The organism is Arthrobacter sp. T2-23, assembly GCF_055398325.1.
The window spans coordinates 3,136,594-3,150,948 of sequence record NZ_AP027917.1 but is presented as its reverse complement, the minus strand read 5'-3'; the positions used below and the strand labels follow the sequence as shown (position 1 = coordinate 3,150,948).

The window sequence follows — 14,355 nt, the reverse complement described above, 5'->3', positions numbered from 1 at the left end:
GGCAGACCCTAGCGTCGGACGATTGACCTCAAGAGCCTCAATGCTACCGAGAGTGAGGCCATGTCATCGGCCTCGAGAGCGTTCACCTCGTCAAACATGCTCTTGGCCCGGCCCAACTGCTCGACGTTCTGGCTTTCCCAGGCCACCAGCCGTTCCTCCGCGGGCATATCCGACGGGGTCGCCTCCAGGACCGCCGTCGTCATGTCAGAGACGGTCGAGTACAGGTCGTCGCGCAGGGCCGCGCGTGCCAGGGCCTGCCAGCGGTCCTTCCTCGGCAGCTTCGTGATGCGTTCGAGCAGCGAATCGGCGTGGAACCGGTTGAAGACCGTGTAGTAGACGTGCGCGATGTTCTCCACCGGCTCGGGGCTGACGTGCACGATCTTGGCGATGTCCAGCAGCACGAAGCTCTCAAACAGCTCCGCCCAGCGGTGCGCCAGGTCCTCGGGCAGCTCCCAACTGCGGGCTTTCTCGAGCCACTGCGCCACCCGCTCGCGGTCATCGCCGCGCAGGTAGTCCAGCAGCCGTGCCCGCATCGGGTCCATCAGCGGCTTGAATTCGGCCACGATCTCGGCGATCGGCCGCGCGGCGTTGCCCTGGCTCAGGACCCACCGCACCGCACGGTCCAGCAGCCGGCGGATGTCCAGGTGGACCGTGCTCCAGTGTTCGGTCGGGAACGACGCCGGCAGCTCGTTGAGCTCGGCGACCATGATGTCCAATTCGTAGACCTCGCGGAGGGCCACGAACGCCTTGGCGACGGCAGCCTCGGTGGCCGACGTCTCCTCCATGGCGCGGAAGGCGAAGGTGATGCCGCCCATGTTGATCATGTCGTTCGCGACCACGGTCGCGATGATTTCCCGGCGCAGCGGGTGGCTGTCCAGTTCGGCGTCGAAGCGTTCCCGCAGCTGCTTCGGGAAGTAGGCGCGCAGGGTCTCGCGGAACCACGGGTCCTCCGCGAGGTCGCTGTCGCGCAGCGCCGAGGCGAGTTCGATCTTGGCGTAGGCGGCCAGCACGGAGAGCTCCGGCGAGGTCAGGCCCTGGCCCTGCTCGAGGCGCTCGCGCAGCGTCTCGGTGGTCGGCAGCGCCTCCAGCTCGCGCTTGAGGTCGGCGGATTTCTCCAGCCAGTCCATCAGCCGCTCGTAGCTGGGGCTCCACTCGGAAACCCGCATCCGGTCGTTGAGCAGCAGGATGTTCTGGTCGATGTTGTCCTCGAGCACCAGGCGGCCGACTTCCTCGGTCATCGAGGAGAGGAACTCGGCGCGTTCGGCCGGATCGAGTTTGCCGGCGGCCACCATCCGGTCCACGAAGATCTTGATGTTGACCTCGTGGTCGGAACAGTCCACGCCTGCCGAGTTGTCGATGGCGTCCGTGTTAAGGATGACGCCCTGCAGCGCGGCCTCGATACGCCCGCGCTGGGTCATGCCGAGGTTTCCGCCTTCGCCGACCACCTTCACGCGCAGCTCGCGGCCGTCGACGCGGATGGCGTCGTTGGCCTTGTCCCCGACCTGGGCGTTGGTCTCGGTGGAAGCCTTGACGTAGGTGCCGATGCCGCCGTTGTAGAGCAGGTCGGCGGGGGCCAGCAGGATCGCACGGAGCAGTTCCGGCGGGCTGAGCCGGGTGGTCCCCTCCGGCAGGCCGAGGGCGGCCTGGACCTGCGTCGATACCGGAATGGACTTGGCCTGGCGGGGGAACACTCCGCCGCCTTCGCTGATCAGCGACTTGTTGTAGTCGTCCCACGAGGAGCGGGGCAGTTCGAAGAGCCGCTGACGCTCCGCGAAGGAGGCCGCCTCATCCGGGTTCGGATCCAGGAAGATGTGCCTGTGGTCGAAGGCTGCGAGCAGCCGGATGTGCCGCGAGAGCAGCATGCCGTTGCCGAAGACGTCCCCGGACATGTCGCCGACGCCGACGACGGTGAACGGCTCGGCCTGGGTGTCCAGGTCCAGCTCGCTGAAGTGGCGTTTGACGGATTCCCACGCGCCGCGGGCGGTGATGCCCATGGCCTTGTGGTCGTAGCCGACGGAGCCGCCGGAGGCGAACGCGTCGCCGAGCCAGAAGCCGTATTCGGCGGCGAGGCCGTTGGCGATGTCGGAGAACGAGGCCGTTCCCTTGTCCGCCGCGACGACGAGGTAGGAATCGTCGTCGTCGTGCCGGACGACGTCGGCGGGCGGCACCAGGGTTTCGCCGTCCGGCGTGGTGACGAGGTTGTCGGTGATGTCGAGCAGGCCGCGGATGAACGTCTTGTAGCTCTCCACGCCCTCGGCCATCCAGGCGGCGCGGTCCGCCGCGGGATCCGGAAGCTGCTTCGCGTAGAAGCCGCCCTTGGCGCCGGTGGGCACGATCACGGCGTTCTTGACGGTCTGGGCCTTGACCAGGCCCAGGATTTCGGTGCGGAAATCCTCCCGGCGGTCCGACCAGCGGAGCCCGCCGCGGGCCACCTTGCCGAAGCGCAGGTGCACGCCCTCGACCCGGGGCGAGTAGACCCAGATCTCGAACATGGGGCGCGGGAACGGCAGGCCATCGATGCCGGAGGGATCCAGCTTGAAGCTGACGTGCGTTTTGTTCTGGTAGAAGTTGGTCCGGAGCGTGGCCTGGATCAGGTTCTTGAAGGTGCGCAGCACCCGGTCGGCGTCGAGCGTGGCGACTTGTTCGATCGCGGTATCCAGGCTGGCGCGGACGCTGTCCTGGCGCTGTTCGCGTTCCGCGGCGGCCAGCGCGGGGTCGAAGCGGGCGGCGAAGAGCGCGTTCAGCCCGCGGGTCACGTCCGGGTTCGCCAGCAGCGTGTCGGCCATGAACTCGAAGGAGTTGGTGTTGCCCATCTGGCGCATGTACTTGGCGTAGGCACGGAGCACGACCACCTGGCGCCAGGGCATGCCCTCACGCAACACCAGCCGGTCGAAGCTGTCCGATTCCACCGCGCCGGAGACGGCCGCGCCGAACGACTCGCCCAGCAGGGCGCCGGTGCTGACCGGGTCCACCCCGGCCGGGTACTTCAGGCCGAGGTCGTAGAGGAAGAAGTCGCGGTGGCCGGCGGTCTCGATCTCGAAGGGGCGTTCGTCCAGGACCTCGAGGCCGAGGTTATGGAAGTACGGCAGGATCTGGCTCAGGCTCTTGGGCTCGAGCATGTAGAGCTTGACGCGGGCGTCTTCCTCCAGCGTGGCGCCTGCGCCCTCGGGCAGGTAGACGTGCACGCCGGGGCGCTCCGCGAGGGCCTCGCCGGCACGCTCCGCGGCTGCGCCGTACTTCTCGAAGCGTGCGATGTCCTCGAGGGCGTCCTCGACTTCGTAGTCCACGCGGTAGCTGGCGGGGAACGCTTCGGCCCACTCGGCGGCGAGCTCCTTGGCGCCGTTCTCCCCGTCGGCGGCGGCCCGGGCGCGGAGCACCTCGGCGATGCCTTCGCTCCAGGACCGGGCGGCCCGGACCAGGCGCTTCTCCAACTCGTCGCTGTTGACGTGGCTGACGTCGGCGTCCTTGGGCAGCCGGATCCGGAAGAAGAGCCGGGCGAGGGCGGATTCGGTCATCCGTGCCTCATAGTCGATCGAGACCGCGTTGAAGGTTTCCCGCAGTTCCTGCTCGATGCGCAGCCGGACGTTGGTGGTGTACCGGTCGCGGGGCAGGTAGACGAGCGCGGACATGAAACGGCCGTAGATATCCGGGCGGAGGAACAGCCGGGTCCGGCGGCGTTCCTGCAGCCGCTGAATGCCGGTGGAAATGGCGGCCAGATCGGGGATTTCGATCTGGAAGAGCTCATCCCGCGGGTACGTTTCTAGGATGCCGAGCAGGTCCTTGCCGGAGTGGGAGTCGGGCGGGAACCCTGCGTCGCGCAGCACGGCGTCGACCTTCTCGCGCACCACCGGGATGTCGCGGACCGAGGCGGCGTAGGCGGTGGTGGCGAACAGGCCGATGAAGCGCCGTTCGCCGTTGACGTTGCCGGCGGCATCGAAGCTCTTGACGCCGATGTAGTCCAGGTAGGCCGAGCGGTGCACCGTGGAGCGGGAGTTGGCCTTGGTGATGACCAGGGCGCTCTTTTCGCGCGCCTTCTTGCGGCCCGTCTCGGTCAGGTGCTGGATCTGGTGGCGGGTGTCGCCGCCGTCGCGCAACAGGCCGAGGCCGCTGTCTTCCCGGAGTTCCAGCACATCCTCGCCGGATTCGTTCCGCAGGTCGTATTCGCGGTAGCCGAGGAAGGTGAAGTTCCCGTCGTCGAGCCAGCGCAGCAGGTCCTGGGCCTGGCGGATTTCGGCGATCTGGGCGGCGTTGGCCAGGTGGTCAAGATCGTCGGAGACCTCATGGGCCTTGTGGCGCATCTTCGGCCAGTCCTCGACCGCCGCCCGGACGTCGCCCAGTACCCGGGAGAGGCCTTCGATCAGCTGCTGGCGTTTGGAGTCGTCGACCCGGTCGATTTCGACGGCGATCCACGATTCCATATGCGAGGCGTTGTCGCCCTGGGCGATCAGGTGCGACAGGTTGGGCATCGCCGCCGTGTCGCCGCTGGAGATACCCAGGTGCGAGGGAACCCGTGCGACCTTGACCAGCTTGCCGCTGTCGCGGTTGCGGGTCACGACAAAGAGGGGGTGGATCACAAGGTGGATCGGGGACTTCTGCCGGACGAGCTCGGCGTTGACGGAGTCCACCAGGAACGGCATGTCGTCGGTGACGATGTAGACGACGCTCGACTCGGCCTCGTCTGCGATCACAATGTTCGCCACGCCGGGCTGCCGGGTGGCGGCCGTGGCCAGGTGCGCCTGCGACCGCGCGGTCAGGACGTCCTCGCCGTAGGCGCGAGCATCCTCCTCGGCGAGATGTTCGTAGTAGTCCCCGAAGTACCCTTCACCGGCACCGATCGAAACGGGTTGATCCTCCACGCTGGACCCAGACGACATCGACAAACGCCTCCATCAAAAAGTTCATGGCCGCACCGTTGCAGCCCTCATGGCGAGCCTAGTCTTTCGTCCGCCGCTTTGCTGTGGAAGAAAGAACAGAGGATTTGCGATTTCGCTGGACAGGTGCACAAACCAGCGCGGCAAGGGCCTTGCGGAGGGCCGAGTCGGGGGCACTTTCGAGCAGCAGCGAACCGGCCAGGAGGGCGGCATCGCAGGCCGCCGGATCGGCCGGGAGGAACGCTTCCAGCGGGGTCGCGGGGCCGTAACGTGACCAGGCGTCGCGGAGCTGGCGCTCCGGCAGGCGTCCGACGGCGGAGGCCCTCACCTTGTTCAGCACCACGCGCGGCGACGCTTGCGGAACGGCGGCGTCGAGTTCGGCCAGGGCGCGGACCAGCCGCGGCACTCCGACCGGGTCGGCGGCGCCGACGGCATAGACGGTGTCGGCCAGTTCCAGGCTCCGTAGGGTAGCGGCGTTCCGGCGCGGCGCCATCGAATCGAAGCTGAGCTCCTCGTCGGCTTCCAGGCAGAAGCCGACGTCGATCACCGTGACCTCGGCGACCTCCCGGGCCCGCTGGTAGACGAGCGAGAGTGCCGCGGCACGAAGTTCGGTCCAGCGGTCGGCGCGGGTGATGCCGGTGAGGACGCGGAACGATCCGGCGCGGGTTGCCACCGGCGCGGCGATCCGAAGCAGGGCCGGGCCGTCGAGCACACCCTGGTCCGCCAGCCGGCAGGCCTGCGCGAGCCCGGCCGCCTCGTCCAGCAGCCCCAGCACGGCGGCCACGCTGGCCCCGTAGCTGTCGGCGTCGACCAGCAACACCGATTTGCCCTCGGCCGCCAGTTCCCCGGCGATGTTGGCGGCCACCAGGGTCCGGCCCGGCGCGCCGGCAGGGCCCCAGACGGCGATGATGCGACCCGTGCCCGGCTCCCCCGGCCGGCTCTGTGCGGCGCCGGCACTGGGCGCGGTGCCGGGCCCGCCGTCCGGGGGGCGAATCGCCGTGGCATGGTCTGCGAAGGCGTTGGCCGCCGGGCCGGGCCCCGGCGTCGAGAGCTGTGCCACGGCGCCGGCGATCAGGGCGGCGAGCGCCTCGGCCTCCACCGCGGACCCCTCCACGGTCACGCCGATCCCCTGCAGCCTGGCCGTTTCCTCCGGGCTGTCGCTCAGGGCCACCACGGCGACGCCCACGGCAGACAAGCGGTCCACCAGCGAGGCGGTCAGTTCCCCGCTGCCGTCCGCGACGACGGCGGCCCGCGCCAGCCCCGTCTGGCAGGCTGCGAGCAGTTCGGCGAGTTCAGCACAGCGCCGGACCACCGACACCGGCCCGTGCAGCCGCTCCAGCCCGCCGACCAGGTCGTCCAGGGTCCGTCCCACGGTCACCACCGGGATGCCCATCAGGCTGCGCCGCCCGGATTCCAGACCACCGAGATCTTCGCCTTGTTGGCCTGCGCCCCGAGCAGTTTCGGCATCTGCCCGTCCGGGACGAGGACCATGACGACGGTGGAGCGCTGCGCCCCGAGGGCGGTGCTGCCCGGGGTGAGCTGGGCGATCTCGGCCCCCGGGAGCAGCAGGGTGGGTTCGCTGAATCCGTTGCGCGCGTCCGGCAGGGCCACCCAGACGTCCACGCGTGAGCCGGCCACCGCCTGCGGGGGCAGGGCTTCGTCGATCGTGACCGCGACCGGTTTGCGGTCCAGGGCGTCCAGCCGGCCAAGGCTTTCGCGCGGGAGCAGCTGGTCCTTGCCGATGCGCTGGACGGCGACCAGGCCGTCGGGCACGCCGGACTCCGGGGTGAGGTACTGCTGTTCGACGTCGCCCAGGCGGACCTTGACCAGGTGCAGCTTGTCGGTGGTCAGCTTCTCGCCGACCGCAATCGGACTGCTGGCCGCATAGGCTTCCGTAGTCTGGTCGGCCGCCGCCACGAGCGAGACGACGCCAGCGACGGAGGCCAGGACGAGCAGGAGGCCGACGAGGAGTCGGGGATCCTTCCACGAAGGCCTTTTTAACCGGGCGCCGCCGGGTACCGTGCTCTCACTCATGCGTCCTGCTCCCCCTGTAGTCGCAGCCCGGGCTCCTGGCGCCGGACACCCTTATTCTCACGAATTGATGGCCCGGCGGGAAGATCCCGGGGCAAACCGCAGCAAACTGTGGATAACGGCCCCAAAGCGTGCTACCGGTGGCAAAATGGTGCCATGCCCCGATTCCTGACCCTCGCGGACGTTGCCGAGCAGCTCCAGATCAACTCGCCCGCCGCCTATGCCCTGGTCCGCAGCGGACAGCTGAAGGCCATCCAGGTGGGCGGTCGCGGCCAGTGGCGGGTCGAAGAGACCATGCTTGAGCAGTACATCCAGGAGCGCTACGCCGAAGCAAGCCGCATGATCGACGAGGCCAAGGCCAAGGGCAGCTGAGTCCGCGCGGGCCGGCGCCCCGCGTCCCGCCCGCAGGCGCTAACCCGGCTGGCCGGCGACGCGGACCGACCGCAGCGCGGCCAAGGCGCCAAACGGTATGGTGGCCGCACCGCTGACGTTTGCCGCGCGTCGCTCCTCGCCGGGCCGGGTGATGGCCAGGTCAAGGAAATCGCGTCCGACCCTGTCAATCACTCCGTGCAGCACGGACTCCCCCGCTGTTGCCCGGGACACCAGCACCGTCAGGCTGGCGCGGTCCCGGGCCAGCCCGCGCAGCGCACTGGCTAAGCCAAGCCGCTGCCGGACTGCCGGCCCCGCGGCCACCGCCAGCCTGGACAGCCCCGAGTACCGGGCTGCAGAGGCATAGGGAATCAAGACCTGGTGCCGCTCCTCATTCAGGACCAGCCACTGGCTGCCGACATGGCTCAGCGCCCCTTCGTAGACCGTTCCGGACCCGAGATGGACGCCGATCCGAAGCCCCACTGAGCCGCGCAGCCGGTCCGCCAGTTCGACCGCCGCCGCGTCCACGCGCGCCCGCTCGTCGATTTCCGTATCCAGGTCCAGGCGTTCGCCGGCGGCAAGTTGCGCCTCCAGGTCTGCAAACAGGGCATCCCACCGCATGGCGCCAGCGTAGGCGGACCCCCGACGGCGGTCAATCCACAGCCTAAGGCCACCCCCTAGACAAACTTTATCTCGCGCGATCAAACTGTGCTTAATCGCATCAAAATTGATCAAACAATATCAAAGTCCTGTCCGGCAATGAGCGGCACAATGAGCGGGCCAGGTCCCGCGAAGGAGGCAGTTGTGGCTAGCAAGGATTCTTCCCGCGTCGTCCCCGGGCGGGGTCTGGGCGCCGACGCGGCCATGGCGTCCGTCATCCTGCTTCTGGGAGGCTTCCTGGCCGGGACGGGGGCCGGGCTCGTGCAGCGGCTCAATGCCTCCGCGGCGCGGCGCCAGTCCCTCTCGTTCGAGGACCACATCGGCGTAGCCGCCAACACCTTCGGCTTGATCGTGGTCGTCTGGTGGGCCCTGTCCTTCGTCATCGCCTTCGCGGCCGCGCTGCTCGAACGCTGCGGCCGCCTGCGGGCCGCGGCGGCGGCCGGGAAATTCAGCCCCGCGTTTATGCGCCGGCTGGCGCTGGCCGCCCTCGGACTTCAGCTCGTGACGGCACCGTTGGCCCACGCGGCTCCGGTTGCCGCTGGACCGGGCATGGATCCCCCACCCGCCGTGGCCGCGGCCTGGGTGCCCGCCGGCACCCAAGCCCCGGAGCCCGCCGCACCCTCCTCCGGTCCAGGCAGCCTTGGCCTCGACCCGCACTGGACGCCGGTTCCGCCGCCGGTGGATCCGTACACCCTCGCGGCCCGGCAGCTGCGGGCGCAGGATCCAGGCCAGCCGCCGTTGCCGGTGCCCGCGCAGGAACCGGCGGCAGGCACCTCGGAGGTGACTGTCCGGACCGGTGATTCGCTGTGGAGCATCTGCGCGGCGGAGCTGGGTCCGCTGGCATCCGACGTCGACATCGCCCTGGCGTGGCCCCGGTTGTACCAGGCCAACCGCGACGTCATCGGCGGCGATCCCGGACTGCTGCTTCCCGGGCAGGTCCTCAGGCTGCCCGCCAATCTCTGAACCACTCCAACCGCACACCCGCCCGACGACAGCAAAGGAATCCCCATGAGCCCCCTCACCGGCATCCGCACAGGCAACGCGGTTCCCCTCCCGCCGGCACCGCCGGATCACCGCGTCGGGCTCCGCCCCGCGGCCCGCGGCCCCGCGCCGGTCCTGCGGCTGGTAGACGAGCACCGCGAGGTGTGCGCCATTTCCCGCTCTACCGTGCAGGCTGCCATCGAAGTCCTCGCCGGCACCCGGCCCGCCCAGCAGCTCGCCCGCCGGCTTGATGAGCGCTGCCTGGCCGCGCTGCAGCACCGGGCCGCACTGACCCGCAGGGTCGCCTCGGGCACCTCCCCGACGGCGGGCCGGCTGCACCGGAATCCGGCTGTCCGTTCGGTCCGCGCGTGCCGGGTATCCGGTGACGTCTACGAGGCCAGCGCCGTCGTGTCGGATGAACTGCGCGTCCGTGCCGTTGCGCTGCGGCTGGAGCGGAGCCGGCTGGTGTGGCGGGTCACCGTGCTTGAGATCGGCTGAGTCCCAGAGCCTGAACGGGAAAGGATGACGGCGTTAAGAAGTGCAGGGCCGGAACTTTCGTTCCGGCCCTGCACTGTGACTGCTTGCCTGATGCCCTGCGGCGGATCTCTCCTACCGGCGCTTCTTCTTGCTGGCTCGGCGCGGCGACTCCTGCGCCGCCTTCGCCGGGTTGCCGGAGCGTCCGGAGGATTTCGTCTCGACGCGGGTCTGGGCAGCCCCGTCCTCGCCGGGTGCCGTGTACTGCAGCTGGGCAGGCTTCTCCGGAGCGTCCAGGCCGGCAGCGTGGACTTCCAGGTCGCGGTGTTCCGTGTGCTGGCCCTCGGCGTCGGCCACCACGACGTCCTGCGCCGGGGTCACCTCGACGTCCAGGTTGAACAGGAAGCCGACGCTCTCCTCCCGGATTGCCTCCATCATGGCCTGGAACATGATGAAACCCTCGCGCTGGTACTCGACCAGGGGATCGCGCTGGGCCATCGCCCGCAGGCCGATGCCCTCCTTGAGGTAGTCCATCTCGTAGAGGTGTTCCTGCCACTTGCGGCCGATCACGGAGAGGACCACTCGCCGTTCGAGTTCGCGCATGCTCTCGGAGCCGATCAGCTCTTCGCGGGCCTGGTAGACCAGGCGGGCATCGGAGAGGATCTCTTCCTTGAGGAAGTCGACGGTAATCCGCGACTTGCCGCCAGCCTCGTCGATCACGTCGCGGGGGGTGAAGCTGACCGGGTACAGGGTCTTCAGGTTGGACCACAGCAGGTTGAAGTCCCAGTCGTCGCCCGTCCCCTCGGCCGTGGCCTCGTCGATAAACGCGGTGATCGTGTCCTCAAGGAAGTACTGGACCTTCTCGTGCAGGTCATCGCCCTCGAGGATGCGGCGGCGGTCCCCGTAGATGGCTTCGCGCTGGCGGTTCAGGACGTCGTCGTACTTCAGGACGTTCTTGCGCTGTTCGGCGTTGCGGCCTTCCACCTGGCCCTGGGCCGAGGCGATGGCGCGCGACACGAGCTTCGATTCGAGGGCGACGTCGTCGGGCACCGAGCTGTTCATGAGCCGCTCGGCAGCGCCGGAGTTGAACAGCCGCATCAGGTCATCGGTCAGCGACAGGTAGAAGCGGGATTCGCCCGGGTCGCCCTGGCGGCCGGAGCGGCCGCGCAGCTGGTTGTCGATCCGGCGGGACTCGTGCCGCTCGGTGCCAAGCACATATAGGCCCCCGAGGTTCAGGACTTCCTCGTGCTCATCCTTGACGGACTGCTTGGCGGCCTCGAACGCGGCGGGCCACGCGGCTTCGTACTCCTCGGAGTTTTCCTCCGGGTCCAGTCCGCGCTTGGCCAGTTCGGCCACGGCGGTGAATTCGGCGTTGCCGCCGAGCATGATGTCGGTACCGCGGCCGGCCATGTTGGTCGCGACTGTCACGGCTCCCTTGCGCCCGGCCTGCGCCACGATGGACGCTTCACGGGCGTGGTTCTTGGCGTTCAGGACCTCGTGGCGGATGCCTTCCTTGGCCAGCAGCCGGGACAGGTACTCGCTCTTTTCCACGCTGGTGGTGCCGACCAGGACCGGCTGGCCCTTTTCGTGCCGCTCGGCGATGTCCCGGACCACGGCGTCGAACTTGACGGCCTCGTTCTTGTAGACGAGGTCCGGCTGGTCGATGCGCTGCATGTCCCGGTTTGTGGGGATCGCGACGACGCCGAGCTTGTAGGTGCTCATGAACTCGGCCGCTTCGGTTTCGGCGGTACCGGTCATGCCCGCGAGCTTGTCGTACATGCGGAAGTAGTTCTGCAGGGTGACCGTGGCGAGGGTCTGGTTCTCGGCCTTGATCTCGACGCCTTCTTTGGCTTCGATCGCCTGGTGCATGCCCTCGTTGTAGCGCCGGCCGGCGAGGATGCGGCCGGTGTGCTCGTCCACGATCAGCACTTCGCCGTCGAGGATGACGTAGTCCTTGTCCCGCTTGAAGAGTTCCTTGGCCTTGATGGCGTTGTTCAGGAAGCCAATCAGCGGGGTGTTGGCCGACTCGTAGAGGTTGTGGATGCCGAGGTAATCCTCGACCTTTTCGATGCCGGCCTCGAGGACACCGACGGTGCGCTTCTTCTCATCGACTTCGTAGTCGGTTTCCGGCTGCAGCCGCAGCACCACCTTGGCGAACTCGCTGTACCAGCGGTTGGTGTCCCCCTGGGCCGGTCCTGAGATGATCAGCGGAGTGCGGGCCTCATCGATGAGGATGGAGTCCACTTCATCGACGATAGCGAAGTGGTGGCCGCGCTGGACCAGCTCAGACTTGTCCCACGCCATGTTGTCGCGCAGGTAGTCGAAGCCGAATTCGTTGTTGGTGCCGTAGGTGATGTCCGAGGCGTACTGTTCGCGGCGGACGGCCGGGTCCTGGTTGGACAGGATGCAGCCGCTGCTCAGGCCCAGGAAGCGGTAGACGCGGCCCATCAGGTCCGACTGGTATTCGGCGAGGTAGTCGTTCACGGTGATGACGTGCACGCCCTTGCCGGCGAGCGCATTGAGGTAGGCCGGAGCGGTGGCCACGAGGGTCTTGCCTTCACCGGTCTTCATTTCGGCGATGTTGCCCAGGTGCAGGGCGGCGCCGCCCATCAACTGGACGTCGAAGTGGCGCATCCCGAGGGTGCGCGAGGAGGCCTCACGGACGGCCGCGAAGGCCTCGGGCAGCAGGTCGTCCAGCTTCTCGCCGTCGCCGTGGCGGGCACGCAGCCGGTCCGTCTCTTCACGCAGTTCGGCGTCGGTGAAGGTCTGGAAGGAGCTTTCCAGGGCATTGATGGAATCGGCATAGTTCCGCAGTTGCCGCAGGGTCTTTTTGTCACCCGTGCGGAGAAGTTTTTCAATAAGTGATGCCACGTGAAATTGCTCCCAGTCTCAAGCTGCCGAATTCCGGCGTGTTTAGTCTACGGGAGAGACGCAGGGCGGAACGCGCCTGTTCCCTCAGAGCGGATGCAGGCCGGCCACGGCCTGCCCGAGGGCGGGCGCCAGGTCCCCCACGGGGGCGACTACGATCCGGTCCAGCTCCAACCACTCTGCCATGAGCTGCAGTTCTTCGGCGAGTTCGACGGCGGTGTCCGCGGGCGCGCCGGGCTCGGCGTGGCTGGCCCGGGCGAGCAGGCTGCCGCTTGCACGGTCCGCTTTCAGGTCGACGCGGGCCACGATCCCGTCGCGCAGCAGGAAGGGCAGCACGTAGTAACCGTAGCGGCGTTTGGCTTCCGGGGTATAGATCTCGATCCGGTAGTGGAAGCCGAAGAGTTCCTCCAGCCTGCGGCGTTCGAAGACCAGGGAATCGAACGGGCTCAGCAGCGCACGGCCGGTGGCGGCGCGCGGCAGCACGGCGTCGGCGTGACGGTAGAGCGGCCTGTTCCAGCCTGCCACGGTGACCGGCTCCAGCCGGCCGGCGTCCACGAGTTGCTCCACCGCGATGGCGGCGGCGCGCTGCGGGGTCCTGAAGTAATCCGCGAAGCACCGCAGTGTGCCGATCCCGTGGGCCTGCGCCGCGGCGTCGATCAGCCGGACCATGGCGGCCGCGGCATCCGGCGCACCTGCCTCACCGGGCGCTGCCGCCCCGGGCGGCGCGGCGGCCAGGATCCTGGCGGTCAGGGTATAGCGGCGTTCAAAGGATTCCGTCCGGGACGCGGCCGAGACGAGCCCTTCTTCAAAGAGGTGTTCCAGGACCCGCTTGACCGCGTTCCAGTTCCACCCCCAGTTGTCCTTCGAGCGGTCCTCGATGTGGCCCAGCCTGGCTGTTAGTTCGGCTGCGGTCAGCGGCGGGCCCGCGCTCAGTGCAGCCAGCACCCGCTGCGCCACCTCGCCGCGCAGCTCCGGGTCCATGTCGTGCGCGCCGACCCACTTGCGGCTTTGCCACTGGACGAGGTCCCGGAAATGCTCGGGCCGGATGAAACTGGCCTCGTGGGCCCAGTACTCCATCATCCGGCGGGGGTGTGTCCCCGCCATGCGGTGCAGGATGGACCGGTCGTAGTTCCCCAGCCTGGAGAAGAACGGCAGGTAGTGGCTGCGCGAGAGCACGTTGACGGAATCGATCTGGACCAGGTGCAGGCGGGCAAAGGTACGGCCCACCGCCCGTGCGCTCACGGGTGCGGCGGGCCGGACCTTGTCCAATCCCTGGGCTGCCAGTGCGATCCGCCGCGCCTGCTTGAGGCTCAGCGATGCGGGCACATCATTCCCTTCGTTGGATGGTCGCCAGCTTTAGGCGCTGGCGGGCTCATCCTCTGAACGATAAGCGATGATCTTCTCTTCCAACGGAGCCTCGCCCGGCTCGCAGGTCTGGTCCAGGCTGATCACGCCGTAGGTCCAGCCTTCACGGCGGTAGACGACCGACGGGGCCTTCGTGTCCTTGTCCACGAACAGGTAGAAGTCGTGGCCTACGAGTTCCATGTTGTCGACGGCGTCGTCGAGCGAGAGGGAGGCCGCGGGAAAGACTTTCCGCCGGATCAAAACCGGCGAGTCCCCAGCCGGGATGTCGTTCTCCACCTCGTAGGGCGACTTCTCCTCCGGCCGGGCCTGCGGCGGATGGCTCGCCTCCTCGTAAATGGGTTCCTGGGTACTGGCGGGTTCCAGGGTTGCCGTCGCCTCGGTGACGGACTTCGGTGTGTGCCGGCCGTGGTGGACCTTCTTGCGGTCCTTGGCCCGGCGCAGCCGTTCAAGAAGCTTGTTGTAGGCAAGATCGAAGGCGGCGAATTTGTCTGCGGCGCTCGCTTCGGCGCGGATCACGGGGCCTCGCCCCAGGACGGTCAGCTCAACCGTGAGCAGTTCTGCGGTCTGACGGGCTTTGGTCTCCTTGGAAACCTTTGCGTCCACCCTCTGGACCTTGTCCCCCAGTGACGCGATCTTTGAGATCTTTTCGTCGGCGTATTCGCGAAACCGGTCCGAAACCGTCAAATTACGACCGCTGATCATGAACTCCATGGTGCCCTCCAAATGACTTCGGTGA

10 protein-coding genes are annotated in these 14,355 nt (G+C 68.1%); 3 read left to right on the top strand and 7 right to left on the bottom strand.

The genetic code is table 11. From position 1 onward, the window contains the following. Positions 1 to 8: 8 nt before the first annotated feature. The 3 genes from ACZ5Z0_RS14710 to ACZ5Z0_RS14700 are packed head-to-tail and all read right to left on the bottom strand — an operon-like array spanning position 9 to position 6,905. Positions 9 to 4,874, bottom strand: coding sequence for an NAD-glutamate dehydrogenase (locus ACZ5Z0_RS14710; protein WP_464109058.1), 4,866 nt, complete (start codon positions 4,872 to 4,874; stop codon positions 9 to 11). 58 nt (positions 4,875 to 4,932) lie between these two features. Continuing rightward, on the bottom strand, positions 4,933 to 6,264 hold the full coding sequence (locus ACZ5Z0_RS14705; protein WP_464109057.1) for an AAA family ATPase: 1,332 nt from the start codon (positions 6,262 to 6,264) through the stop codon (positions 4,933 to 4,935). Next, positions 6,264 to 6,905, bottom strand: coding sequence for a CpaB family protein (locus tag ACZ5Z0_RS14700; protein ID WP_464109056.1), 642 nt, complete (start codon positions 6,903 to 6,905; stop codon positions 6,264 to 6,266). Before ACZ5Z0_RS14700 ends, ACZ5Z0_RS14705 begins: the two co-directional genes overlap by 1 nt. A gap of 153 nt (positions 6,906 to 7,058) precedes the next feature. Between ACZ5Z0_RS14700 and ACZ5Z0_RS14695 the strand changes: the two genes are divergently transcribed. Beyond that, a complete protein-coding gene (locus ACZ5Z0_RS14695) occupies positions 7,059 to 7,274 on the top strand; it encodes a helix-turn-helix domain-containing protein (RefSeq protein WP_138768820.1) in 216 nt (71 codons plus the stop codon). A gap of 39 nt (positions 7,275 to 7,313) precedes the next feature. Here ACZ5Z0_RS14695 and ACZ5Z0_RS14690 read toward each other — a convergent pair whose 3' ends face one another. After that, the gene (locus tag ACZ5Z0_RS14690) at positions 7,314 to 7,892 is read right to left on the bottom strand and encodes a hypothetical protein (protein ID WP_138768819.1); all 579 of its coding nucleotides are present in this window, start codon (positions 7,890 to 7,892) and stop codon (positions 7,314 to 7,316) included. Between the two features lie 183 nt (positions 7,893 to 8,075). On the opposite strand from ACZ5Z0_RS14690, the gene ACZ5Z0_RS14685 reads away from it, so the two are divergent. Both ACZ5Z0_RS14685 and ACZ5Z0_RS14680 read left to right on the top strand, forming a co-directional pair. Continuing rightward, a complete protein-coding gene (locus ACZ5Z0_RS14685) occupies positions 8,076 to 8,894 on the top strand; it encodes a LysM peptidoglycan-binding domain-containing protein (RefSeq protein ID WP_464109055.1) in 819 nt (272 codons plus the stop codon). A 45-nt stretch (positions 8,895 to 8,939) separates the two neighbouring features. Beyond that, positions 8,940 to 9,410, top strand: a complete 471-nt coding sequence (locus ACZ5Z0_RS14680) for an Rv3235 family protein (RefSeq protein WP_138768817.1) — start codon at positions 8,940 to 8,942, stop codon at positions 9,408 to 9,410. 111 nt (positions 9,411 to 9,521) lie between these two features. Here ACZ5Z0_RS14680 and secA read toward each other — a convergent pair whose 3' ends face one another. The 3 genes from secA to hpf form a co-directional block, all read right to left on the bottom strand. Continuing rightward, the gene (gene secA, locus ACZ5Z0_RS14675; protein ID WP_464109054.1) at positions 9,522 to 12,257 is read right to left on the bottom strand and encodes a preprotein translocase subunit SecA; all 2,736 of its coding nucleotides are present in this window, start codon (positions 12,255 to 12,257) and stop codon (positions 9,522 to 9,524) included. Positions 12,258 to 12,341: 84 nt separating this feature from the next. Beyond that, a complete protein-coding gene (locus tag ACZ5Z0_RS14670) occupies positions 12,342 to 13,580 on the bottom strand; it encodes a winged helix-turn-helix domain-containing protein (RefSeq protein WP_464109053.1) in 1,239 nt (412 codons plus the stop codon). A 30-nt stretch (positions 13,581 to 13,610) separates the two neighbouring features. After that, positions 13,611 to 14,330: a ribosome hibernation-promoting factor, HPF/YfiA family gene (hpf, locus tag ACZ5Z0_RS14665; protein WP_138768814.1), complete on the bottom strand. Its 720-nt coding sequence runs from the start codon at positions 14,328 to 14,330 to the stop codon at positions 13,611 to 13,613. Positions 14,331 to 14,355 lie beyond the last annotated feature (25 nt).